The sequence below is a fragment of the Micromonospora sp. WMMD1082 genome (assembly GCF_029626175.1).
Lineage (GTDB): Bacteria > Actinomycetota > Actinomycetes > Mycobacteriales > Micromonosporaceae > Micromonospora.
The window spans coordinates 3,731,018-3,753,569 of the sequence record NZ_JARUBM010000002.1; the positions used below are offsets into that span (position 1 = coordinate 3,731,018).

A 22,552-nucleotide genomic window follows, 5' to 3' on the forward strand; every position below is an offset into this window, starting at 1 on the left:
GTCCATGCCACCTGCCGACACGTGGATCAAGTCACGGCGGTTGATGCTGCCGCTGTTGGCCGCGTTGCTCGCCGGCGGCGGCTGCCACTCGGAGGTGGCCTTGAGCGCGAACGACGATCGTCTGCAGGTGATCACGACTACCGGGATCCTGCGGGATCTGGCGCGTAACGTCGGCGGCGACCGGGTGACCGTCACCTCAATGGTGCCGGACGGGGCCGACCCGCACAGCTACGAGCCGTCGCTGCGGGACATCCGCGACGTCGTCTACGCCGACGTGGCGTTCAGCAACTACCTGCTCCTCGAGGAGCAGGCCGTCATCAAGGCGCTGGACGCCAACCTACGTGAGGGGGCACCGAACATCTCGCTGGCCGAGGGGGCGGTGAAGTACGCGGCGGAGATCATCCCGCTGGTCGAGGACGTGTCGCTGGACACCATCTGGCTGGGCATGCGGGTGCGCGGCACCGGCGCGACGCTGGGGGCGAACCGGTCCTCGGAGGTGCTCCTCAGCGCGACCGGCGCGGACGGGCCGGGTCGGATGTTCGCGTATCTGACCGAATCGTTTGGCAATCCGTCGTTCTACGTTGACTCCGGCGACGGGTTCGACCCCGCCAACGGCTACCGGGACGACACCGCGACGCTGCCGCCGGACGCACACACTCACATGAGCTGGGCGTTCACCGAGCCGGGCATCTACAAGCTGAAGATGCGGGCGCGGCTGGCCGTCGACCCGCAGACAGCACCCCTTCCCATGGGCGAGCAGACCTTCACCTTCGCCGTCGGGGTGGACCCGTACTCGCTGCCGGGGATGCCGGAGGTGCTCAACGGCGGGCACGCCGACCTCACCGTGGACCTCGACCAGCGGCAGCTCTATCTGTTCGCCGACCCGGAGGGCGGCGGCGATGCCACCCAACGGGTGTACGACCCGGCGCGCACCGTCATCGAGGTGCCGAACAAGGCGCTGCTGGAGGTGCCCGGCGACCGGCGGTTCCGGTTCCTCGGCCGGCCCGGCACCCAGGTCTACCAGCTGCCGCAGGCCGTCCTCGGCAAGCACGTCCACGGCGAGATCGACCCGCATCTGTGGCAGAACGTCCGCAATGCCATCGCCTACGTGCAGCTGATCCGGGACACCCTGATCGGAGTGGACCCCGGGGGCGCGGCCGACTACCGGACGAACGCTTCGGTCTACACCCGGCAGCTGGAGGAGCTTGACACCTATGTCCGGGACACCATCGCGCAGATCCCACCGTCGCGGCGTCACCTGGTCACCACGCACGACGCGTTCGGCTATCTGGGCCAGGCGTACGGGGTGCAGATCTCTGGCTTCGTCACGCCCAATCCGGCCGCCGAGCCCAGCCTGGCCGACCGCCGCCGGCTCACCGAGACGATCCGCAACCTGCGGATTCCCGCCGTGTTCCTGGAGCCGAACCTGGCGGCCCGGTCCGCCACGCTAACCGAGGTTGCCCGGGAGGAGGACCTGCGGGTATGCCCGATCTACGGCGACGCGTTCGACCGCGACGTCACCACCTACGCGGAGATGATGCGGTTCAACGCCGAATCGCTGCGCGACTGCCTGACCACGAACAAGTGATGGAGGAACCAGTGACGGCAGGACGGGCGCGTCGCCGCACCCGCGCGACCACAGTCATCCTGCGAGGCGCGCTCGCGACGCTGCTGGTGCTGGCGACGGCACCAACCCCGGTGCGGGCAGCCCAACCGGCGCCGGACCTCAGCCAGTCGATCGCGGCCGACCAGCCCCTCGCCACCGGCCGGGTGGAGCTGTCCGCCGGACACATCGACATCGGCCCCCGCTACGTTGACGACCGGTGGACGCTGCTGATCCACGACGGCACGCAGGCGCAACCGGTGTGGCGTGACCCCGACGACACACTGCTGCGGGTGTCCGACGCCGCGCAACAGACCGTTCCGGACGACCCCGCGTACGCCTTCCTCGGCATTGAGGCCGGTGAGCAGGCGTACGTGGTCCCGCAGGTCCAGGACCCGGATGTCGTCTGGCTGGGCTGGAACACCCAGGATCCCCGAGTAATGCAGACCATCGACCGGGGCGCCACCCTGACCCTGCTCGGCGTGCGCGGTCCGGGGACGCTCACGACCTACCTTCAGTCGGGCAACTTCGCGCCACCGCAGCCACTCTGGCGGTCCGCCGAATCGACGGCCCAGCCCTTCTGGGTCGAGGTCAACACCCACACCCACGCCAACTGGGTCTTCTCGGCACCGGGTGTCTACCTGGTGGCGGTGCAGGTGTCGGCCGACCTGGTCAATGGCGAAAAGGTCTCGGCGACCCGTACGCTGCGCTTCGCGGTCGGGGATGCCGCCAGCGCCGACGAGGCCTTCGCCGCCACCGCGGACGTCCCCGCACCCGCTAGCCAGGTGCCGCCGAGCGAGGACCCGACCGAAGCCGATGATTGGGCCGGTGGTTCCCAGACGCTCCTGATCACGGCGCTGGCCGGAACGGCCGTCGTGCTCGCCATCGGCCTGGTCGTTCTCCTGCTACACGGACGCGGCGCCAGACGGCGGGCCGAGCGGGAACGCGCGATCGCGTCACCGGAGGGTCAGCGGTGAGAGCACTGGAGATCGACGGTCTGGACGTGGACCTCGGTGGCCGGCCCGTCCTGCGGGACATCCGCCTGCGCCTGGATCGGGGCGAGCTGGTCGGGCTGCTCGGACCCAACGGCGCGGGGAAGACCACCCTGCTGCGCGCGATCCTGGCACTGACCGGCACCCGCGCCGGTCAGGTGCTGGTGGAGGGCAGGTCGACGCGTCCCGGCCGGTCCGACATCGGCTACGTTCCCCAACGCCACGAGTTCACCTGGGATTTCCCGATCTCTGTGGAGCAGGCCGTGATGAGCGGCCGGACCGGCCGGATCGGTCTGCTCCGGCGCCCCGGCGTACCCGACTGGCGGGCCGTCGGCGACGCGCTTGACCGCGTACAGCTCACCAACCTGCGCCGGCGACCGGTCGGTGAGCTGTCCGGTGGACAGCGTCAACGCGTCCTGGTCGCCCGGGCCCTCGCGCTCGCGCCGCGCATCCTGCTGCTCGACGAACCGTTCACCGGACTCGACATGCCCACCCAGGAACTGCTGGGTCAGCTGTTCACCAGCCTGGCCGCCGAGGGGCACGCGGTGCTGATGACCACCCACGACCTCGTCGCCGCGGTGGACACCTGCACCCGTCTGGTCCTGCTCAACGGCCGGATCATCGCCGATGGGCACCCGGCGGACTTGCAGGACGCCGACCTGTGGACGAAGACCTTCGGCGTGAGCGAAACCTCCCCATTGCTGAAACTTGTGAGGGCGACCTGATGTCAATCACCGACTTCCTCACCGACCTGCTCAACCCCGACCTCGCGTTCCTGCCCAAGGCGCTGGCGATCGCGGTCATGTCCAGCATCGTCTGCGGCGTCGTCGGCTGCTACGTCGTCCTCCGAGGGATGGCCTTCATCGGCGACGCCGTGGCCCACGCCGTCTTCCCGGGCATCGCGATCGCCTTCGTCCTGCAGAGCAGCCTGGTCCTCGGCGGCGCCGTCGCCGGCGTCGCCACCGCACTGCTGATCGCGATCTTCGCGCAAAACAGACGCGTCAAGGAAGACTCGATCATCGGCGTCTTCCTGGTCGGCGCCTTCGCCCTCGGCATCGTCATCATCTCGCAGGCCCCCGGCTACGCCGGATCACTGCAACAGTTCCTGTTCGGCTCGATCACCGGCATCCCCGACCGGGACCTCTACGTCGTCGGCGGCACCGGCCTGGTCATCCTCGGGCTGGTGCTTGCGCTACACAAGGAATTCGTCTCCGTCTGCCTGGACCGGGAAATGTCCCGCTCCATGGGGCTGCCGGTCTTCTGGCTCGACATCGCCCTCTACGTCCTGGTCACTCTGGCCGTGGTGATCTCGTTGCAGACTATCGGCAACATCCTCGTCCTCGCGCTGCTGATCACTCCGGCCGCGGCGGCCCGCCTGCTCACCGACCGGCTCGGCGTGATGATGCTGCTCGCCCCGCTGATCGGCGGCACCTCGGCGCTCGTCGGACTTTACCTGTCCTGGAGCTACGACACCCCCGTCGGCGGCACCATCGTCCTGGTCGCCACCGTCATCTTCCTCGCCGCCTGGCTGTGCGCCCCCCGGCACGGCCTGTTGACCAAACGGTGGCGTCGTCCCCATGCGCAGAAACCCGATGATGTCACCCGACCCTCGCCGCTGCCCGACCTCGCTCACCCGCAGGGTTCCTCACCGGCTATGCAGTAGCCGGTCGGGTTCGTCTCGATGTCGGCCGGGGCGGCCCCCGGGTGGACCTGGAGGCGTTTGGCACCGGGCTGGACCGCTTCCACACCGGACTCCCGGATGCCGGAGAACTGCTGGACCGGTGGCTGTCCGGCGCACCGACCGTCGCCGGCAACGAGCGGATCCCCTTCGAGGCGGTGCCGGTGGTGCCGCGCCGTGGGCACGGGCGATCCCGGTGGCGGCGCCTCGACCCGGGCCGGCAGGCGCTGCTCGCTCTGGCGCATCTGCTATCGGCGATACATACACCCGACTCGCGGCCGGCTTCGAGGTCGGCGTCGCCACCGCCTGGCGCTACGTCCAAGAGGTGATAAACCTGCTCAGCGCGGCAGCCGACGACCTGGACACCGCGATGCGACGCATCCGGCTGTTGGCGTACGCGATCCTGGACGGCACGCTGATTCCCATCGACCGGGTCGCCGAGCAGAAGCCCTACTACAGCGGCAAGCACAAACGCCACGGTGTGAACGTGCAGGTCATCGCGGACGCCTCCGGCCGGCTCGTGTGGGCATCACCGGCACTACCCGGCTCGACCCACGACCTGACCGCCGCCCGCCATCACGGCATCCTTGAGGCCCTGACCAGCGCGGACGTGATGACCTTCGCCGACAAGGGCTACCAGGGCGCCCACGGCAGCGTGCGCACGCCGTTCAAGCGGCGCCGCTTCCGGCCGAAGCTGTCACGCCGGCAGAAGGCCGTGAACCGGGCCCACGCGAAGATCCGCGCCCGCGGCGAACGCGCGATCGCCACGCTCAAGACCTGGAAAGTCCTGGTCAGGCTACGCTGCTGCCCACGCCGAGCCACCGCGATCGTCCAAGACATCCTGGTCCTGCACGACGTCGAAACCAATCGCTACCCAGGATGAAAATGGCTCAGTGATCGGCGATCAGCGGGCCGATCGTGGTCCAGGCGACGGGCAACGGGTGCGGGTTGGCGAGCCGGCGACGGCGCAGCTCCGGGCGCCACACCTGCTCCACCGCGGCGGCGAGCCCGTCCAACGCCGCTGGCTCCGCACGCCCGCCACGAGTGTCGGCAGGGCCACCATCAGGCCGTATCGCCCGGACGGTCAGGACGAGCCCGAGGAAGCCGGCCGCGCCCCCGACGACGCCGAAGATCTTGTCAAGCCCGTCCAGCACATCGTTGGAATGCAAGGACCGGGCCAGCCCGTACAGCACCACACCCAGCACGAGAAGCCCGGCACCCCACGCGAGGCGCTTACCTTGGCTAACGACCCGGTTGCCCGTCACCACCACACCGTACTGATCGTGATGAAACATCACTCCAACGATCATCCTTGTGGCATCCGCTTATCGGCGCCGCACACCAAGGACGAGCTGGTCTCAGCCTCAGTTCGTCGCACAGCGTCATTGACGTGGGCCAGTGGCCGGACGCCGGGCCGAACCCGGCGCGGTGGGCACCGGTGTAGCGCCGCCTCAGGTTGGCCGCCGTCACCCGGTCCGGGACGCGCTGCCTGCCGCTGGGCGATCTCGTGCACGTTGCCCACGGTGCGCCGAGCCCGAGGCGGCGCCCACGCTCGCACGCTGGGCTGCATCCCGGGGTTTCAGCGCTCGACGGCGCCGGATCCGAGGAACACGCGGGAGATTGCCTGAAGGGCCGCGAGTTCGTTCGGCGCCCGGGTTCGGCCTGAGTGTCGCGGCCACCAAAAATCGAGGAACCCGAGGATCCAGCCACGCTCGCGGCTCACGGCAGCCGGGGCCGGTCGAGTTCATGACCGGGCCACAGCTTCGGGTTCGGAAAACAGGACGACCTTGGTCGAGGCGACCGGACGTCTGGTTCGCCTTGCATGTTGTACGCGTCCGGTCGCGGATTGACAGCGGCTCTGGAGGCGGACGAGACTGGCGCGACAACTGAACAGCCGCGTGTGCGTGTGGGGGAAGTCCGGTCGAAGTCCGGCGCTGGCCCGCAACGGTGGGCCGCCGGGGGTATCCCTGGTGGCGAGCCCGAATACCTGCCGTGCCCGCGAGTCCTGCTTCTCACCCGTCGTGGCCCACGGGTCGGAGGCCGGCCCGTCGTACCCGTCCGGGTGGGCCGGGTTTCTGACGACCGCCGGGCCGGAAAGGGCGCTTCCGATGGTCGTCCGCCTGAGCCGGTACCGCCTGCTCGCCCTGTTCTGCGGTGTGCTCACCGCTCTCACTCTCACCACCCCGGCGATCGCCGCACCCGTTCAGGTCGGTGCGGTTCGGTCGGACGCGGCTGCTGGCTGGTTGGCTCGCCAGTTGGTCGACGGGGAACGTTTCGAGGCCGTCTTCGACGGCGTCGCGTATCCGGACCAGGGGCTGACTCTCGACGCGGTTCTCGCGTTCGCCGCTGCCGGTGTCGCCGACGACTTCGGGGCGCGGGCTCTGGCCTGGGTCAGCCGACCGGAGGTCCGGGACGGGTATGTCGGCGACAGCGCCCCGGAGGCGTACGCGGGTGCGACCGCCAAGCTGGCCCTCGCCGTGGCGGTACGCGGTGGCGACCCGACCGACGTCGGCGGTGTGGATCTCGTCGCCCGGTTGCTGTCGCTGCAGACGCCCAGCGGCCGGTTCACTGACCGGTCAGCGTGGGGCGACTTCAGCAACGCGTTCAGCCAGTCGTTCGCGCTCCTCGCGCTGGACCGCACCGCCCAGGGCGTACCGGCGGTCGCCGCCGGGTGGCTGGCCGGTACCCGGTGCCCGGACGGCGGCTATCCGCTGCTGCCGGCGCAGCCGGTCTGCGTCTCCGATGTGGACGCCACCGCCGTCGTGGTGCAGGCGTTGCGGGCCGCGGGCCGGTGGGCCGACGCCGCCGCGGGCCTGCGCTGGCTGGTGTCCGTGCAGCACGTCGACGGCGGGTTCGCCAACGCCGGCGGGATCGCGAACGCCAACAGCACCGGGCTGGCGGCACAGGCGCTGCGCGACGGCGGTAGGCCACTGGCCTGGTTGCGGGCCCGCGTCTTCCTGGCCGGTCTGCAGGTCGGTTGCGCCGCGCCGGTGGCCGACCGGGGCGCGGTCGACTTCGACGGCGGCGCCTTCGACCCGGACACCGCCACCCGCGCCACCGCCCAGGCCGTCCTCGGCCTGACCGGCACCGGATACGCCCGGCTTTCCGCCGCCACCGCGACTCCCGGCGCGCCCATCCTGCCCTGCCGCTGACCACCCGAAAGAATCCGTCCCACCGAAGGAGTGTCCATGTCCCGTGTCCAGCATCCCGTCCGCCGGTGGCTCGCCGGCCTGGTGGCGGCCGCCGTCGTCGCCGTAGGGCTGATCGCTGTCGAGCCGTCTCCCCGGGCTGCGCAGGCTGCCGCGTGCCCCGGTACCTCCGGGGTCACCGTGGTGGTCGACTACGGCCCGCTCGGCGGGGGTGTCCAGGTGGCGTGTGCTCCCGGTGACCCGGCGACCGGGCTGGCTGCCCTGCAGGGTGCCGGCTTCGCGGTGACCGGTACGCAACGGTGGGGGTTGGCCTTCATCTGCCGGATCAACGGACAGCCGACCGCCGCGACGGAACCCTGCATCAACACGCCACCGGCCAGCGCGTACTGGTCGTACTGGCACGCCTCCGGCAGCGGTGCCGCGTGGACGTACAGCACGTTGGGGGCGACCAGCTACAACCCGGCGCCGGGTACGGTCGAGGGCTGGTCCTTCGGCGCTGGCGCGGCACCCAGCATCACCGCGCCCTGACCTGCGTGTAACCTGCGTGAGCCGTGATGTGTGCCGGGTGTCGACCGCCGCGCTGGTGTCGTGAGGCGACCGGGCGGTACGGTGTCGACACCCGGTGCGTCGGGTGAACAACTGGATACGTCCTGTGTGGGGGGAAGTCGGTAGAAGCCGGCGCTGACCCGCAACCGTGAGCGAGACGTGTCTCGCGAGCCGGAATGCCCCGGACAGGACGAGCGGCTTCCACTGTCGAGGTTTACAGGGTGGAGTCCGGACATCCGGGGTCGGCGGCCGTCGCGGTCACGCGAGCGGATGCCGTCACCGGTGCCTTTCGGAGCTTTCACCGACCGCTCTGCGAAAGGCACCCCTCATGCCCAGGTTCCCGCTCCGGCGCGTCGGCGCCGGTCTCGGCGTCGCCACCACCACGGTGCTCGCCCTCGTCGCCGCCACACCCCTCGGCGGGGCGGCCGCATCCTCCCCGGCCCACGCCGCCGCCGCGCGTGACGCCGCGTCCTGGCTCGCCGGCGAGTACGCCGACGGCGCACTGCCCGGGCCGTTCGCTGCCCAGGACTGGGGGTTGAGCATCGACGGCCTGCTCGCCCTCGCCGCCACCGGCGTGGCCGCACCGACCCAGCGGGCGGCGACCGCGCAGATAGCCGCGCACGTGCGGTCCTACAACAGCTACGACGACTGGGGCATCGAGGGCTTTACCGACGGTGGTGCCACCGCGAAACTGCTCTACGCCGCCTCCGCCGCCAACGCGGATCCCACCGACTTCGGCGGCTGGGACCTGCGCGCGGAGACCCTGGCGCTGATCGCCGGGGCGGACACCGGTCACCAGCACGGCCGGATCACCAGCCGGACCAGCGAGGCGACGGGGCCGGACCCCAGCAACACCTTCGACCAGTCCTTCGCGGTGCTGGGTCTGGCCCGCAGCGGCGGCGTGCCGCAGGAGACTGTCGACTTCCTCGTCCGACAGCAATGCACCGCCGGCGGCTTCCGGCTCTACCCCGACGCCGACGGGGCACCATCGCCGTCCTGCGATGCCCAGACCAACGCCACGCTCGACGTCGACTCGACCGCGATGGCCGTCCAAGCGCTGCTGGCAAGCGGCGCCACCGGCGCGGACGACGCGGCCCGGCGCGGCGCCGACTGGTTGGTGGCGCAACAAAGCGTCGATGGGTCGTTCGGCGGTTCGGGGCCGACCAGCGGCGCGAATTCCAACAGCACCGGCCTCGCCGGGCAGGCCCTCGCCGCGGCCGGCCGCGACACCGAGGCCGCACGGGCCGCCGAGGCCCTGGCGGCGCTTCAGCTCACCGCCGGCAACGGGGGCGCCGCAGCGGCCGACGCCGGCGCCATCGCGTACAACACCGAGGCGCTGACCGAGGCGGTCAGCACGGGGATCGCCGAACACCTCCGGGACCAGTGGCGCCGCGCCACCGCGCAGGCGCTGCTCGGGCTGGCCCAGGTGCCGCTGGGCCGCATCGGCCTCGACCCACCACCCTCGGGCGAACCCACCCCGTCGACCACCGCGTCGCCGACGCCGACCGGGTCAGCCACGCCCACCGGCTCACCGACCCCGACCGCCTCGCCCACGCCGACCGCCTCGCCCACCGACAGCCCGACGCCGAGCGCCTCCCCAAGCGACCCACCGCCCTCGCCCACCGCCACGACGCCGACTCCCACCCCCTCCGCCACCAGCCCCGCCGCAGGCGGGCCGGGCCGCCTGCCGACCACCGGCGCGGCGATCGGCGCGTACGCGCTCACCGCGCTGCTGCTCGTCGGCGGGGGAGCGGTACTGCTGCTCCTCGGACGGCGGCGAGCCACATGATTGCCCGGGCTACCCGGGGCGTGCTCGTGCTCGTCCTCGCCGCCGCCGGGATTCTCGTCGGACCAGGACCGGCCGCCGCTGGCAGCGCCGGCTACTGCCCGGACGCCAACGGCGTCACCGTCGTCGTGGACTTCAAGGAACTCGGCGGCGGCACGGTCGTCCGATGCGCCCCCGGCGACCAGGCCACCGGCCTGGCGGCGCTGAAGAACGCCGGCTTCCAGATCGCCGGCACGCTGCGCTGGGGCGAGGGGTTCATCTGCCGGATCGAGGGCAAACCCACGGCCAGCGCGGAGAAATGCGTTGACACGCCACCGGCCAGCGCCTACTGGTCGTACTGGCACGCGCCCAACGGCGGCACCTGGGCGTACAGCGACAGGGGTGTCCTCAACCGCAAGCCACCGGCGGGCAGCTTCGAAGGCTGGTCGTTCTCCCTCAACCGCAGTGCCGACAACGCACCTCGGCCAGCGGTGGCACCGAACCGGCCAGCGCCACCGCCGCCCCGTACGTCCGCCCCGCCGCCACCGACGTCCGCGCCGGCACCGCCGCCCCGCACCTCGGCACCGGCGCCCCCACCCCGTCCATCGTCGCCGGCCTCCCGGCCACCGACTGTCGGCGCACCCGCCGCACCGGTTGCCACCACGCCGGCTGGCGTGACGGTGCCGCCGTCCGCCGACCCAGCTGGTTCGGCCCCGGTCGGTAGCCCACCTGCCCCGCCGACCGGTGCGTCAAGGCCGGTGGAGACTGCCCCACCGCTCGGCGCCCCGGCCGCCGCGTCATCGGCCGGGCCGACGGAGTCGTTCCCGGCGACCGAGGTCACCGCCACCCGGGATAGCGGCGGACTCCCGCTCGGCACCCTGGCCGGACTGCTCCTGCTGGTCGCCCTCGCCGGCGGCGGGATCGTCGCGGCACGTCGCCGGCGGACCGCCGAACCGGATGACTGACCAGGCCACCACCGGCAACGGCGTGCCCCCGCGGGCACCGGCGGCACCGCCAGCCACCCCGCTCGCCACGGTGGCGGCCGGACGGCTGCCCCGGGCACTGCATCCGGGCGCCTGGTGGCTGTGGGCGCTCGGTCTGGCGACCGCGGCCAGTTACACCACGAACCCGTTGCCCCTGGCGATGCTCATCGCCGCCGCCGCGCTGGTGGTCGTCCGCCGCCGTGGCGACGCCCCCTGGGCGTTCGCGTTCCGGATGTACCTGGTACTCGGCGCGGTGATCGTGGCCATGCGGGTCGTGTTCCGGTTCGTCCTCGGCGGCGGACAGGGCGACCACGTCCTGCTGCACCTGCCGGAGATACCGCTGCCGGCCTGGACGGCCGGCATCCGACTGTTCGGGCCGGTCGCCGCCGAACAACTCCTCGGCGGGTTCTACGATGGACTACGCCTGGCGACGATGCTCGTCTGCCTCGGCGCCGCGAACGCCCTGGCCAACCCGAAGCGCCTCCTCAAGGCCGTCCCCGGTGCCCTGTACGCGGTCAGCACGGCGGTGGTGGTCGCTCTGTCGGTCGCCCCGCAGCTGGTCGAGAGCGTGCTGCGGGTACGCCGGGCCCGGCGACTGCGCGGCGCGACCGGCCACGGGCTGCGGTCGCTACGCGGCATCGCCCTGCCCGTGCTGGCCGACGCCCTGGACCGATCGCTCGCCTTGGCGGCGGCGATGGACTCGCGCGGCTACGGCCGCACCGCCGCGATCCCGGCCGGCCAGCGCGCACTCACCGGCGGACTGGTGCTCGCCGGCCTGGTCGGCGTCTGCGTCGGCACGTACGGGTTGCTCGACGGCACCGCGCCCGGCTACCTCGGCCTGCCGATGCTGTTCGCCGGACTGGCGACGGCAGTGGTCGGGATGCTGCTGGCCGGCCGTCAGGTGCGGCGCAGCCGTTACCGGCCGGACCGCTGGCGGGTCGCGGAACTCGCGGTCGCCGGCTGCGGCCTGGTCACCGCGGCGCTGATGATGACGGCCGGATCGGTGGACCCGGCGCGGCTCTACCCGCCGGTCAGCCCGCTCACCTGGCCGGAGCTGACCCCGCTGATGGTGCTCGCCGTGGTGGCCGCCGTGGCGCCGGCCTGGCTGGCACCGCCGCCGACATCCGCGGCGCACTCCGCTCCGCGACCGCCGCTCGCCCCGCCGCCGGACGGTTCGACCCGCAGCGCGCCGAGCCGCGCCACCACGCAGCCGGAGGTGCAGCCATGATCGAGTTTGACCGTGTCACCGTCCACTACGCCGAGACCCGCGAACCGATGCTGCGCGACGTGAGCCTGCACATCCCGGAGGGAGAACTGTGCCTGGTCGCCGGGCGCACCGGTGCCGGCAAGTCGACCCTGCTGCGGGCCATCAACGGGCTGGTACCGCACTTCACCGGCGGCACCCTGCACGGCACCGTGACCGTGCACGGACGGGACACCCGCCAGCACCCGCCACGCGATCTCGCCGACGTCGTCGGTGTCGTCGGACAGGACCCCCTCGCCGGCTTCGTCACCGACACCGTCGAAGAGGAACTCGCCTACGGCATGGAACAACTCGCCCTTCCCACGGCGGTCATGCGCAAACGCGTCGAGGAGACCCTCGACCTGCTCGGCATCGCCGACCTGCGCGACCGCCCGCTGCGGACCCTCTCCGGCGGGCAGCAGCAGCGGGCCGCCATCGGCGCGGTCCTCACCAGCCACCCGCAGGTGCTCGTCCTCGACGAACCGACCTCCGCGTTGGATCCCACCGCCGCCGAGGACGTCCTGGCCGCCGTCACCCGCCTGGTCCACGACCTCGGCGTCACCGTCGTCGTGGCCGAACACCGCCTCGAACGCGTCGTGCAGTACGCCGACCGGCTGCTGTACCTGCCCGGCGACGGCACCGTCATCGACGGGCAACCGGCCGCGGTCCTCGCCGATGTCGACATCGCCCCACCGCTGGTGGAACTGGGCCGGGTCGCCGGCTGGATACCCCTACCCCTGTCCGTACGCGACGCCCGCCGCCACGCGACGGATCTCCGGCAGCGGCTCGCCGACACCGCGCCACCCCCGGTAAAGCCGCACCCGGATGGCGCCCCGGTGCTGACCGCCCGCCGGGTCGTGGTCCGCTACCCGGGCACCGTCGCCGTGGCCGGCGTCGACCTCGATCTGCACCCAGGCCAGATCGTCGCCCTGATGGGACGCAACGGTTCCGGAAAATCCAGCCTGCTCTGGGCGCTGCAGGGCAGCGGACCCCGACAGGGCGGCACGGTCACCGGCCCCGACGGTGCCACCGACCCGAAGACACTCCCCGCCGGCCGTGCCCGCCGCCAGGTGGGGCTGGTTCCGCAAACCCCGGCCGACCTGCTCTACCTCGAAACGGTCAACGCCGAGTGCACGCAGGCCGACCGCGAGGCCGACGCCCCCGCCGGCACCTGCCGGGCGCTGCTCGACGACCTCACCCCGGGGCTGCCCGCCGACCAGCACCCACGCGACCTGTCCGAAGGGCAACGCCTGGCCCTCGCGCTCGCGGTCCAGCTCACCGCCGCCCCACCGGTCGTCCTGCTCGACGAGCCGACCCGAGGGCTGGACTACCTCGCCAAACGACAGTTCACCGCCATCGTCCAGCGTTTGGCCACCGAGGGCCGAGCGGTCATGGTCGCCACCCACGACGTCGAACTCGTCGCTGGCCTCGCCGACCGGATCGTCGTGATGGCTCAGGGTGAGATCGTGGCCGACGGCACCGCCGCCGAGGTCATGCTCGCCTCACCCGCCTTCGCTCCCCAGGCCGCCAAGGTCCTGGCCCCCCAACCCTGGCTCACCGTGGACCAGGTCACCGCCGCGCTGAACCGCCTCGGGGCACGGGGATGACGACCGCCCTGCGGGTCGCCCCGCGCACCGCCGTCATCCTGATCCTCGCCTCCGCTGCCGCGCTGGCCACCTTCACCTGGCCGTTCTTCGTACCCGCCCAACCCGAGACCATGGCCCGCACCACCGAGGCGCCACTGGTCTTCATCGTCGTACTCCCGGTCCTGCTGGCCCTCGTACTGGCCGAACTCAGCTCCGGTGGCATTGACAGCAAGGCCCTGGCGATGCTCGGCGTGCTGGCCGCCGTCAACGCCGCCCTACGCCCGCTCGGCCCCGGCACCGCCGGCATCGAAACGGTGTTCTTCCTCCTCGTCCTCGCCGGCCGGGTCTTCGGAGCAGGCTTCGGATTCCTGCTCGGCGCCACCTCGCTGTTCGCCTCCGCCCTGCTCACCGCCGGCGTCGGGCCGTGGCTGCCGTTCCAGATGCTGGCCGCCGCCTGGGTCGGCCTCGGCGCCGGCCTGTTACCCGCACGGCCACGCGGCCGGGCCGAGATCGCCATGCTGGCCGGCTACGGCACCGTCGCCGCCTACGGCTACGGGCTGCTGATGAACCTCTGGTTCTGGCCGTTCAGTATCGGCGCGGACACCCAACTCTCCTACGTCGCCGGCGCGCCAGTCCTGGAGAACCTGCACCGCTTCGCCCTGTTCACCGCTATCACCTCCACCTTCGGCTGGGACACCGGCCGCGCCATCACCACCGCCGCCGCCATCACCCTGGTCGGACCCGCCGTCCTGGCCGCACTCCGCCGCGCCGCCCGCCGGGCCGCGTTCAACGCACCAGTCACCTTCGCCACGACACCGGCGCCCGCCGCGCTCCCGCCCGCGCCGGATGTCGATTCCGGCCCGCGGATCGGGGACCAGCCGGCTGCGGCAATCGACGCCAACCCGCCGCCCAAGCCGCCCGCGCAATAGCGACACAGCGATGGACGCCAGCGGCAGGAGACCGGAGCGGCCCGTGGCGAGAACTTGCTGCTCGTCGATCGGACGATAGGGGTGAACGACGAACGCGGTCATGCGCTCGTCCTTTCCCGATTTTCAGCCCGCGCCGCTTCCGGTCAGACCGGCAACGGCTGCCACCGCGTCGGCGAGGCTGAGGCAGGGACCCACTATCCCGGCGGGCGGGTTGGCTTGCGGTGGCCAACCCTGCCCGGCGGTCACAAGGGTGGGCCGCCAGCCCGGCATGCCGGTGAGCGTGCTGAGTATCTCGGGTGCGCGCGGATGCCGGGCGTGACTCCACACCACGACGGCGGCAGGTCGGCTGCGGCCGACCGCGTCGGTGAGCGTCGCGGGGCGTAGCCCGGCTCCCAGGTAGATCGAGGCGATCTTGCCCTCGGCGAGCGCAGCGGCGAGGGCGTCCAGGGCGACGGTGTCGCGGCGGTCGTCGACGGCGACGAGCAGGACCCGCACCGGCGACCCGGCGGGAGGCCGGGGTACGGCGGCGAAGACCTCGCTCAGACAGCGGGCAAGCACGCGGCGGGTGAGCGCTCTGCGTGGCTCGCCGTATCGGGCTCGGCTGATGTGTGTGAAGGCGGGGCCGGCCAGGGTGTGCCAGGTGTGCACCACTCCGTGTGTGGTGACCGCGGCTGTCAACGTCTCGCGCAGGGTGAGCACGTCCAGGCGGCGAGCGGCGCGGGCGACACCGCGGGCGGCGGCCTGGGTGCGGGGGTCGCCGGCAGGGTGGTCGGCCGGTGGCAGTGTCGTCTGCCGGCGGGCCCGGTGGGCGGCTTCGGCGGCGGACAGGCCACGCGCGGTCAGCTGGGCCATCACCGTGAGCATGGCTACGTCGTGTGGGGTGTAGCGGCGGTGCTGGCCGGCTCGGTGGCCGGTAGGTCCGAGCCCGTACCGCTGGTGCCAGGAGCGTAGGGTGGTGGGTGCCACACCGAGCCGACGGGCCAGTGCCCCGGCGGGTAGTCCCGATTCGATCCGGACGTCAGGATCGTGGGGCGCCGGGGTGTCCTGCCGGCCGGTTGCCGGCGTGGGCTGACGAGGCTGGTCGTCGTTCACCTGCGCCCCCGCCACATGGTCACTGACCAGGTCCCGTAGCTGACGGGAGTGGCAGTCTCGGTGGTCGGACAGGTATGGATGTGGACGGACTCATCGTTTCGGTTCGGGGGTGGGCGCCGGTTGTGGGAATCGCTGCGAGCGCAGCAGGTCGCCGATCTGACTGTCGATATCGCGGTGGGTCTCGCAGCAGGCCGGTGTGTCGACAAGGATCTGCTGGATGTCGGCGAGCAGGCTGGTCAGGGCCCGGACCTGGCCGGTCAGGCCACGGAATCGGGCTTCGCGTGCCCCGAGTTGCCGTCGCGCGGTGGCGAGACGTTCATAGTCGGCCACCGGCAGCACGATGAGGTCTTCGCCATCGATCGTCGCGCGCCGGGGTCGGAGGGGCTTGCTCATCGGGTGCTCCGCTCGTCGGGCGGAACAGGGGTGCCGGGCGTCTGCGTGGCCCGGATCCCCGGAGGATGGGCGGCGGGCCCGTACGGCTGTGGGCGTACGCAGTGGTCGTCGGCGATCAGCTTCTCGACCACGGACTGCATGTCGAGGCGGGATTCGGCCCGGCGCAGGTCGTCCGGGTGTGATGAGGTGGCGGGCCAGATCGGGGCCAGAAGTTGGCAGCAGTCTTCGTCGGGTAGGCAGGAGATGTCCGCAGTGCCGATGGTGCGGGCCTGTTGGATGATCTCTTCCTTGTCCCAGCCGATGAGCGGCCGTAGCACGGGCCTGCGAATCGCCTCGTCGACGGTGGCGAGGTTCGTCACCGTCTGGCTGGCCACCTGGCCGAGGCTGTCGCCGGTGACGAGAGCCTGTGCCGGCGTGTTGCTGGCCAGGGCGTCGGCGACCCGCAGCATGAGTCGCCGGTAGGCGATGGTGCGGAAGCGGCCAGTACCGGCGAGGGCGAGCATCTTCTGCGCGGAGCCGATGGGAATGATGTGCAGTCGGCCCGGCGGCTGGTAGCGGTTGAGTTCCCGAGCCAACGCGTAGGCCTTGTAGGCGGAGGACGGGCCGGTGTAGGGCGCGCCGGTGAAGTGCACGAAGTCGCAGCGCAGGCCACGGCGCATGGCGCGGTGGGCAGCGACGGGTGAGTCGTAGCCGCCGGAGAGCAGCACGAGTGCGCGTCCGCTGGTGCCGACGGGCAGACCGCCCTGCCCGCGCTGGCGTCGGATCGACAGGAAGCAGCGCCGTTCGGCTACCTCTACCGTGAGTTGCACATCTGGTGTGGTGAGGTCGACGGTGGCGCCGGTGGTGCGGCAGAGGTGGTGCCCGAGCGTCCCCGCGATCTCGCTGGAGGTCATCGGGAACGTCTTGTCCCGCCGGTGTGCGCGAACTGCGATGGTAAGTGCTGGGGCGGTGACCCGAAGCGGTCGCAGGAGCGCGACGGCGGCGTTGGCGACGTCGTCCCATTCCGCGGGTACTTCGATAGCGGGGTGGATGTTTCTGATGCCCATGACGCGTCGCACCCGGTCGAGTAGCTGTGGCTGGTTGACGGCTCCTCGCACCACGGTGACGCCGGGTCTGGTGCGTATCCGCACCGGAGCGGGGATGTCGCGTAGCGCGTCGCGCAGGTTCGCATCGAGGCGATCTTCGAATCGCTTCCGGTTGCGGCCTTTGAGGAACATCTCCCCGTGCTTGAGCAGCAGACAGTGCTGTCCGCTAGCGCTGGTCGCCGGGCCGTTGCCGGGCGGGGTGTGTTCTCGGATCGATGACGCATGCACCGTGGTCTCCTTCTGCGAGCCGCAGGGACTCGGCAGGGGAGGGGGCGCGATCGAGCGCAGCACGGATAGCGTGCTGACGCTGATGGTCGACCCGCCCTCGAAGGTCACCGAGTCCGCCACATGCCTCGTGCATGTGGGCAGCGGGCAGGTCTTCGGACTCGTGGGCGTGACCGGGGGACCCGGTGTTCCTATTGGCCGTCACTTCCCAGACCCGGATCGGGCCCAGTGTCTTCGACGGCGGTCGTTCCCACTCACCGCTGCGGGGCAGTCCCGGACTCACACCGGGTTCCCTCTTGCGCCGCCATGACTGGATGCCACCGCGGACCGGCTGCGAGGCAAGGATATCGTGTCGGACCGGGCGGACCGACCGCCACTGGAACGGTATCGCCGTCACGGGCCGGTTCGACGGGCCCGGTCTGCGATGTCGCCGTTCGGCTGAGGATGCGGAGTGTCGAGCAGACCGCTGGAGCGCAACGTGCGGTGCACGATCGGATCGTCTGCCGGCAGACCGTATCGGTGCCGGTACACGGTGAGCACGACGTCACGAAGGTGCGCAGTGTGCAGCGGCGCAGTTGCCGCCGCGCGGGTGTCGGCAGCGAGCAGCCGCAGCGGATGCGCTGCCGTCTGATGCGGTGGCGCGTAGTCCCGAATCGGCAGCACCTGGACGCCCAGTCGGCGGTAGAAGGCGACGCGCCGGTGCCGCAGGGTCTGGTCGGTGTGGTCGATTCCGGGCTCGTCGGGATCCTCGACGTCCAGCAGCACCCAGCTGCGGCCATGCGCAGCCCACCTGCGGCACAGCCGTCGCCACAGCTGTGTGCCGAGCCCACGGCCGCGGGCCGCGACGGTGAAGTAGCGCAGGAACACCCACGGAGTGTGCGCGAGGTCGCGGGAAACGGCGAACCCGGCCAGTGTGCCGTTGATGACCGCCACGGTCACGTCGTCGCGGAGCAAGTCGGGAAACGGTGCCCGCAACCTGTCCGGGAAGCTGCTGGTGTAGAGGGCCTCGACGTCTGCGAGGGTGACGCCGTCGAGGCTGTCGGCCGGGATCAGGTCCATCGGAACGTGCCGCCGATCATCGTACGGAGCACCGGGATGTCCGCGATGCGATCGGGCGAGACCGCCGTAGGGTCGTCGCCGAGTACGGTCAGGTCGGCAAGCTTGCCGACGGTGAGGGAACCGGTGCGGTGTTCCTGGCGGGATGCGTACGCGGAACCGAGGGTGTAGGCGCGCAGCGCCTGCCGTACCGTGATCTCTTCCTCGGCTGCGAACGGTACTCCTGACGCGGTACGGCGGGTGACCATCGACTGGATGCCGCGCAGTGGTGCGCCCGTGACCACCGGTCGGTCGGAGCTGCCAGGCAGGACCATCCCGGCGTCGAGCAGAGACCGCAGCCGGTAGGCCCAGGGCACCCGATCGGCTCCGAGTGCCTGCCGCATCCCGTCACCGATCTCGGTCACGAAGCGCGCCTGGGGTACGGGCACCACCCCCAAGGCGGCGGCACGGCGTAGCTGGTCCGGCCGTGCCACGCCGAAGTGCTCGATGCGGTGACGTACGTCCGGGCGGTGCTGCTGTCGTTGAGCTTCGGCGTAGGCCTCCAGTGCGAGGTCGATCGCCGCGTCGCCGATGGCGTGGGCGGCGATCCGCCAGCCGCTGCGATGTGCGGCCAGGATGGTCGCGCGTAACCGGGCCTCGTCCTGTTGGAGGTACCCGGTCTGGCCGGGCAGGTCGGTGTATGCCTGGGTCAGGGCCGCGGTGCGGCCGATCAGGGAGCCGTCGAGGAAGATCTTCATCGGACCCAGGCGCAGATTGTCGTCGCCGAAGCCGGTACGGATGCCGAGGTCCAGACCGAGGCTGATGTCGTCGTCCGGGTGACCGGCGAGCGGATGCAGCGCGTCGGCCGCGACCATCAGTTCGGTCCGTACGTGCAGCCGGCCCTGCTCCCGGGCGTTCTGGTAGGCGGCCAGCTCGATGGGACTCTTACCGATCCAGCCGCCGCCGATGCCGGCCTCGACCACGCTGGTGATGCCCTCCCGCAGAAACTGTTGGCTGGCCCGGTCGATGGCGGTGGTCACCGCATCGATGGGGTAGGGCAGGACCAGTTCGTGGGCCAGGTTCTGCGCCTGCTCCTGCAGCAGGCCGGTGGGTCTGCCCGCGCGGTCGGTGACCACGCTCCCGCCGGTTACCACGCGCGCCCGTTGGTGCAGGCCGAGGCGGTGCAGCACCGGGGAGTTGACCACGCACATGTGCCCGGACACGTGTTTGAGCAGCACGTGGTGCTCGCCCGCGACGGCGTCCAGGTCGTCGCGGTGCGGATGCCGGCCGAGCTTGTTCTCGTCGTAGCCGCTGCCGATCAGCCAGGTACCGGCGGGTGCGTGCGCCGCGCGTTCGGCGACGGCGGCGAGCAGGGCCTGGAGGGTGGGCACCCGCAGGTCGATCTCGTCGAGGGTGAGCCCGTACCAGGCCATGTGGTTGTGCGCGTCGTGGAATCCGGGGACCACGGTGGCCCCGGCCAGGTCGATCACCTGTCGGGCGGGAACCACGTCGAGAGCGACGATCCGGTCATCCCTGATCGCCACCGCGGTGGCGTCCGGACCGTCGACGGTGATGACGCGGGCGTTGGTGAGCAGGAGGTCCGCCACGCTCATCGCGGGGTCCCCAGAAAGGCGCTGCGGAATCGGTCACTCCACGGTGCTGGCCGTCTCGTGTCGGGATCCACCTTCACGATCACCCGGTGGCCGTGGGCGTAGACCGGGTCGGTGCCGCAGCGGAAGGCGTAGGCGGCGCTGGTGGTGCCGAGCCGGGTGCCGGTCAGGGCGACCGTCATGGTGCCGGGCACGGTCACCGGGGCGAGGAACTCCAGGTGCAGCTCCCGCACGACGTAGCAGAGGTCGGCGGCTCGTTCTGCCGGTCGATCGGCGGTAAAGCCCAGCTGTTCGAACAGAGCCGACTGCGCGCGCTCGACGTGGATTGGGAAACGGGCGTTGTGCAGATGCCCGTTCGGATCGAACTCGTCGAAGAAGACGTCACTGTCGAAGGTGAAGGTCATGGCGCGCTCCGGTCGAGCTGTGCCTTCGCAACCCGCTCAGACGGGGTACGGGGCAGGTCGTCGCAGAACGTCCAGTAGCGCGGCACCTTGAACGTGGCCAGTCGCTGCCCGCACCACCCGCGCAACTCCTCAACGGTGGCGGTGCCCACCACATAGGCTTTGACCTCCTCGCCGCGCAGGTCATCGGGCACGCCCACGACGGCGGCAAGCCGGACTTGGGGGTGGTCCATCAGGACCTGCTCCACCTCGGCGGCGGCGATGTTCTCCCCACCACGACGGATCATGTCCTTGAGCCGGCCGACGTGGTACACCCTGCCGTGCTCGTCGAGGCGGGCCAGGTCGCCGGTGGGGAACCACCCGTTTCGCCACGGTGGTGGATGCCCGAGGTAGCCGTCGAACATGCCGGGACCGCGCAGCAGCAGCTCCCCGTCGGCGGAGATCATGACCTCCCGGTGGGTCGCCGGCCGACCCAGACAGCCCGTACCGCGAAGTTCGTCGTGCTCCTGCGGACCGACCCGGATGTCGGCTCCGGTTTCGGTCATGCCGAACGCCTCGTACCACTTCACGCCCCACCGCTGCTCCAACTCCGCGTGCCGGTTCGGGGGGATCGCCGAGCACTGCACGACACGGACCCGGTGGTCATGATCACGGGGACCCGTGGGCATGGCCAGCAGCAGCGTCGGCATCGCCCCCAGACAGTAGAAGTACGTCGTGCGGTAGCGGCGGACATCTGACCAGAACCGGCTCGGATGGAAGCCGTCGAGTATCACCAACTCGGCGCCGGCCAGCAGCGCGGTCACGACGTTCCACTGCGGGTCGACGTAGCTGAACGGCTGCGCCGTGAGCATCACATCCTGGTCGGTGAGGTGGGGGAACTCCTCGACCAGGCTGGTCGCGAGGGTCAGCCAGTACCGGTGCGACAGCAGGCAGCCCTTGGGCGGGCCCGTCGTACCGGAGGTGTATTGCACGTTGACCGGGGCGGCGGGATCGATCGGCTGCTGCGCGAAGCCGTCTTCCGGGGTCAGCGCCTCGACGAGCTGGACCGACGGCGGGTCGGGCAGAGCCTCGAACAGCGGGCGGTGCTGGCCGGTGGTGATGACGGTACTCGCTGCGGAGTCGGCCAGGACGTGCGCGGCATCAGCGCTGCGGTACCGGACGTTCATCGGAACGATCGCCGCGCCGAGGCGCACCAGCGCCAGCCACACCAGCGGAAACTGCGGTCCGTTGGGCAGCATCACCGCTACCCGGTCGCCGGCGCGGACGCCGCGGGAGCGTAGTGCCTGGGCATACCCGGCGGTGAGCCTCTCCACGTCGGCGAAGGTGACGGCTGCGGGGGCCAGGTCGAATCGCCAGGCGATCCGGTCGGGCCACCACCGGGCGGCGCGGCGGATCAGCGCCACCAGGTCACCAGGCGGTTCAGTGGCCATCCGCGAACTCCGCACGGGGACCGGCGTGTTCTCCGCTGCAGGTGGTCAGCAGCGCGTGGTCGGCCTCGACGGTCAGCGCCTGCGCCAACGTCCCGTCGAGGCCGAGGTCAAGGGCGCGTCGGGCCAGTTGCAGCGCCATCGGTGGCCGACCCGCCAGGACGGCGGCGAGTTCGCCGGCGAGCCGTTCGTGCCCGCCGGCCGGCGCCAGCCGGCCGATCAACCCGATGGTCAGCGCCTCGGTGGCGCTGACCCGCTCGCCGAACAGCAGCAGCTCGCGGGCCTTCGCCAGCCCGACGAGCTGCGGCAGCAGTCGGGACACCCCACCGGTCACGCTGAGCCCGACGCCGATCTCCGGGAATCCGAACTCGGCGTCCTCGCTGGCGACGACCACGTCGCAGGCGAGGGCGAACTCGCAGCCGGCACCGAGCGCGTAGCCATGGACGGCGGCGATGACGGCGCCCGGGTACCCCCGGATCCGGCGGGTCACTTCCTGGATGCGGTCGATCCGTGCGCGGACCTGCGACAGGTCTCCGCCGTCCGGTGGCTCCTTCAGGTCGTGACCGGAGCAGAAGGCGCGGCCTCGCCCGGCGAGCACAACCGTGCGCGCGCCATCCACCTCGGCCCGATGCAGCGTGGCCAGGATCCCGTCAACCAGCCCGGGCACCACCGCGTTCAGTCGACCGGGTCGGTTCAGCCAGATCCGGGCGATCGGGTCCGCGTACTCGTAATCCACCACCACACCGCCACTCTAACCACTACCGATCGATCGGTCGATCGGGAGTGGGTGCGGTAGGGTCTGCCCACGTC

At 71.4% G+C, this 22,552-nt stretch carries 20 protein-coding genes, 1 pseudogene and 3 riboswitches; of the genes and pseudogenes, 12 read left to right on the forward strand and 9 right to left on the reverse strand.

Annotation, left to right across the window (positions count from 1 at the left end):
- Nucleotides 1-4: 4 nt before the first annotated feature.
- The 5 genes and pseudogenes from O7615_RS17270 to O7615_RS17290 all read left to right on the forward strand — a co-directional run.
- Nucleotides 5-1,588: an anchored repeat ABC transporter, substrate-binding protein gene (locus tag O7615_RS17270; RefSeq protein WP_278178693.1), complete on the forward strand. Its 1,584-nt coding sequence runs from the start codon at nt 5-7 to the stop codon at nt 1,586-1,588.
- On the forward strand, nt 1,588-2,580 hold the full coding sequence (locus O7615_RS17275) for a choice-of-anchor M domain-containing protein (RefSeq protein WP_278178694.1): 993 nt from the start codon (nt 1,588-1,590) through the stop codon (nt 2,578-2,580). Before O7615_RS17270 ends, O7615_RS17275 begins: the two co-directional genes overlap by 1 nt.
- Nucleotides 2,577-3,320 carry an anchored repeat-type ABC transporter ATP-binding subunit gene (locus O7615_RS17280; protein ID WP_278178695.1) on the forward strand — a complete coding sequence of 248 codons (744 nt, stop codon included), beginning with the start codon at nt 2,577-2,579 and terminating at the stop codon, nt 3,318-3,320. The genes O7615_RS17275 and O7615_RS17280 overlap by 4 nt, the downstream gene beginning before the upstream one ends.
- The gene (locus O7615_RS17285; RefSeq protein ID WP_278178696.1) at nt 3,320-4,258 is read left to right on the forward strand and encodes an anchored repeat-type ABC transporter permease subunit; all 939 of its coding nucleotides are present in this window, start codon (nt 3,320-3,322) and stop codon (nt 4,256-4,258) included. The genes O7615_RS17280 and O7615_RS17285 overlap by 1 nt, the downstream gene beginning before the upstream one ends.
- A gap of 203 nt (nt 4,259-4,461) precedes the next feature.
- Nucleotides 4,462-5,156 (forward strand): annotated as a pseudogene (locus O7615_RS17290) (transposase family protein); the annotation flags it as partial.
- A 7-nt stretch (nt 5,157-5,163) separates the two neighbouring features.
- Here the strand turns inward: O7615_RS17290 and O7615_RS17295 are convergent.
- Complete coding sequence (locus O7615_RS17295) at nt 5,164-5,568, reverse strand: hypothetical protein (RefSeq protein WP_278178698.1); 405 nt, start codon at nt 5,566-5,568, stop codon at nt 5,164-5,166.
- A gap of 579 nt (nt 5,569-6,147) precedes the next feature.
- Nucleotides 6,148-6,283, forward strand: a riboswitch (cobalamin riboswitch).
- A gap of 98 nt (nt 6,284-6,381) precedes the next feature.
- Between O7615_RS17295 and O7615_RS17300 the strand changes: the two genes are divergently transcribed.
- The 7 genes from O7615_RS17300 (at nt 6,382) to O7615_RS17330 (ending at nt 14,474) form a co-directional block, all read left to right on the forward strand.
- Complete coding sequence (locus O7615_RS17300; protein ID WP_278178700.1) at nt 6,382-7,425, forward strand: peptidase; 1,044 nt, start codon at nt 6,382-6,384, stop codon at nt 7,423-7,425.
- A gap of 36 nt (nt 7,426-7,461) precedes the next feature.
- A complete protein-coding gene (locus tag O7615_RS17305) occupies nt 7,462-7,950 on the forward strand; it encodes a hypothetical protein (protein WP_278178701.1) in 489 nt (162 codons plus the stop codon).
- 130 nt (nt 7,951-8,080) lie between these two features.
- Nucleotides 8,081-8,150: riboswitch (cobalamin riboswitch) on the forward strand.
- Nucleotides 8,151-8,296: 146 nt separating this feature from the next.
- Nucleotides 8,297-9,757 (forward strand): prenyltransferase/squalene oxidase repeat-containing protein, encoded by a 1,461-nt coding sequence (locus O7615_RS17310; RefSeq protein WP_278178703.1) that lies wholly within the window; start codon nt 8,297-8,299, stop codon nt 9,755-9,757.
- Nucleotides 9,754-10,698, forward strand: coding sequence for a hypothetical protein (locus O7615_RS17315; RefSeq protein ID WP_278178704.1), 945 nt, complete (start codon nt 9,754-9,756; stop codon nt 10,696-10,698). The genes O7615_RS17310 and O7615_RS17315 overlap by 4 nt, the downstream gene beginning before the upstream one ends.
- A complete protein-coding gene (locus O7615_RS17320; RefSeq protein WP_278178705.1) occupies nt 10,691-11,944 on the forward strand; it encodes a CbiQ family ECF transporter T component in 1,254 nt (417 codons plus the stop codon). The genes O7615_RS17315 and O7615_RS17320 overlap by 8 nt, the downstream gene beginning before the upstream one ends.
- Nucleotides 11,941-13,566, forward strand: coding sequence for an ABC transporter ATP-binding protein (locus O7615_RS17325; protein WP_278178706.1), 1,626 nt, complete (start codon nt 11,941-11,943; stop codon nt 13,564-13,566). The genes O7615_RS17320 and O7615_RS17325 overlap by 4 nt, the downstream gene beginning before the upstream one ends.
- Entirely contained in the window at nt 13,563-14,474 is a 912-nt protein-coding gene (locus O7615_RS17330) for an ECF transporter S component (RefSeq protein ID WP_278178707.1), read from the forward strand. Before O7615_RS17325 ends, O7615_RS17330 begins: the two co-directional genes overlap by 4 nt.
- A gap of 123 nt (nt 14,475-14,597) precedes the next feature.
- Here the strand turns inward: O7615_RS17330 and O7615_RS17335 are convergent, their stop codons facing one another.
- From O7615_RS17335 to O7615_RS17370, 8 genes are all read right to left on the reverse strand, one after another.
- The gene (locus tag O7615_RS17335; RefSeq protein WP_278178708.1) at nt 14,598-15,566 is read right to left on the reverse strand and encodes a MerR family transcriptional regulator; all 969 of its coding nucleotides are present in this window, start codon (nt 15,564-15,566) and stop codon (nt 14,598-14,600) included.
- 90 nt (nt 15,567-15,656) lie between these two features.
- Entirely contained in the window at nt 15,657-15,959 is a 303-nt protein-coding gene (locus O7615_RS17340; protein WP_278178710.1) for a hypothetical protein, read from the reverse strand.
- On the reverse strand, nt 15,956-17,272 hold the full coding sequence (thiI, locus tag O7615_RS17345) for a tRNA uracil 4-sulfurtransferase ThiI (RefSeq protein ID WP_278178712.1): 1,317 nt from the start codon (nt 17,270-17,272) through the stop codon (nt 15,956-15,958). The genes O7615_RS17340 and thiI overlap by 4 nt, the downstream gene beginning before the upstream one ends.
- A 125-nt stretch (nt 17,273-17,397) precedes the next feature.
- A riboswitch (cobalamin riboswitch) is annotated at nt 17,398-17,616 on the reverse strand.
- Nucleotides 17,617-17,662: 46 nt separating this feature from the next.
- A complete protein-coding gene (locus O7615_RS17350) occupies nt 17,663-18,328 on the reverse strand; it encodes a GNAT family N-acetyltransferase (RefSeq protein WP_278178713.1) in 666 nt (221 codons plus the stop codon).
- Complete coding sequence (locus O7615_RS17355) at nt 18,319-19,917, reverse strand: amidohydrolase (RefSeq protein ID WP_278178714.1); 1,599 nt, start codon at nt 19,915-19,917, stop codon at nt 18,319-18,321. The genes O7615_RS17350 and O7615_RS17355 overlap by 10 nt, the downstream gene beginning before the upstream one ends.
- A complete protein-coding gene (locus O7615_RS17360; RefSeq protein WP_278178716.1) occupies nt 19,914-20,318 on the reverse strand; it encodes a thioesterase family protein in 405 nt (134 codons plus the stop codon). Before O7615_RS17360 ends, O7615_RS17355 begins: the two co-directional genes overlap by 4 nt.
- Nucleotides 20,315-21,745, reverse strand: coding sequence for an AMP-binding protein (locus O7615_RS17365; protein ID WP_278178717.1), 1,431 nt, complete (start codon nt 21,743-21,745; stop codon nt 20,315-20,317). Before O7615_RS17365 ends, O7615_RS17360 begins: the two co-directional genes overlap by 4 nt.
- Nucleotides 21,735-22,484 (reverse strand): enoyl-CoA hydratase/isomerase family protein, encoded by a 750-nt coding sequence (locus O7615_RS17370; protein ID WP_278178718.1) that lies wholly within the window; start codon nt 22,482-22,484, stop codon nt 21,735-21,737. The genes O7615_RS17365 and O7615_RS17370 overlap by 11 nt, the downstream gene beginning before the upstream one ends.
- Between the last annotated feature and the right edge of the window lie 68 nt (nt 22,485-22,552).

Coding starts and splice junctions, on each gene's coding strand:
- O7615_RS17315 (WP_278178704.1), top strand. CDS start 9,754: ATGATTGCCCGGGCTACCCGGGGCGTGCTCGTGCTCGTCCTCGCCGCC.
- O7615_RS17310 (WP_278178703.1), top strand. CDS start 8,297: ATGCCCAGGTTCCCGCTCCGGCGCGTCGGCGCCGGTCTCGGCGTCGCC.
- O7615_RS17365 (WP_278178717.1), bottom strand. CDS start 21,745: ATGGCCACTGAACCGCCTGGTGACCTGGTGGCGCTGATCCGCCGCGCC.
- O7615_RS17360 (WP_278178716.1), bottom strand. CDS start 20,318: ATGACCTTCACCTTCGACAGTGACGTCTTCTTCGACGAGTTCGATCCG.
- O7615_RS17350 (WP_278178713.1), bottom strand. CDS start 18,328: ATGGACCTGATCCCGGCCGACAGCCTCGACGGCGTCACCCTCGCAGAC.
- O7615_RS17325 (WP_278178706.1), top strand. CDS start 11,941: ATGATCGAGTTTGACCGTGTCACCGTCCACTACGCCGAGACCCGCGAA.
- O7615_RS17340 (WP_278178710.1), bottom strand. CDS start 15,959: ATGAGCAAGCCCCTCCGACCCCGGCGCGCGACGATCGATGGCGAAGAC.
- O7615_RS17285 (WP_278178696.1), top strand. CDS start 3,320: ATGTCAATCACCGACTTCCTCACCGACCTGCTCAACCCCGACCTCGCG.
- O7615_RS17330 (WP_278178707.1), top strand. CDS start 13,563: ATGACGACCGCCCTGCGGGTCGCCCCGCGCACCGCCGTCATCCTGATC.
- O7615_RS17300 (WP_278178700.1), top strand. CDS start 6,382: ATGGTCGTCCGCCTGAGCCGGTACCGCCTGCTCGCCCTGTTCTGCGGT.
- O7615_RS17295 (WP_278178698.1), bottom strand. CDS start 5,568: ATGTTTCATCACGATCAGTACGGTGTGGTGGTGACGGGCAACCGGGTC.
- O7615_RS17355 (WP_278178714.1), bottom strand. CDS start 19,917: ATGAGCGTGGCGGACCTCCTGCTCACCAACGCCCGCGTCATCACCGTC.
- O7615_RS17320 (WP_278178705.1), top strand. CDS start 10,691: ATGACTGACCAGGCCACCACCGGCAACGGCGTGCCCCCGCGGGCACCG.
- O7615_RS17275 (WP_278178694.1), top strand. CDS start 1,588: ATGGAGGAACCAGTGACGGCAGGACGGGCGCGTCGCCGCACCCGCGCG.
- O7615_RS17305 (WP_278178701.1), top strand. CDS start 7,462: ATGTCCCGTGTCCAGCATCCCGTCCGCCGGTGGCTCGCCGGCCTGGTG.
- O7615_RS17270 (WP_278178693.1), top strand. CDS start 5: ATGCCACCTGCCGACACGTGGATCAAGTCACGGCGGTTGATGCTGCCG.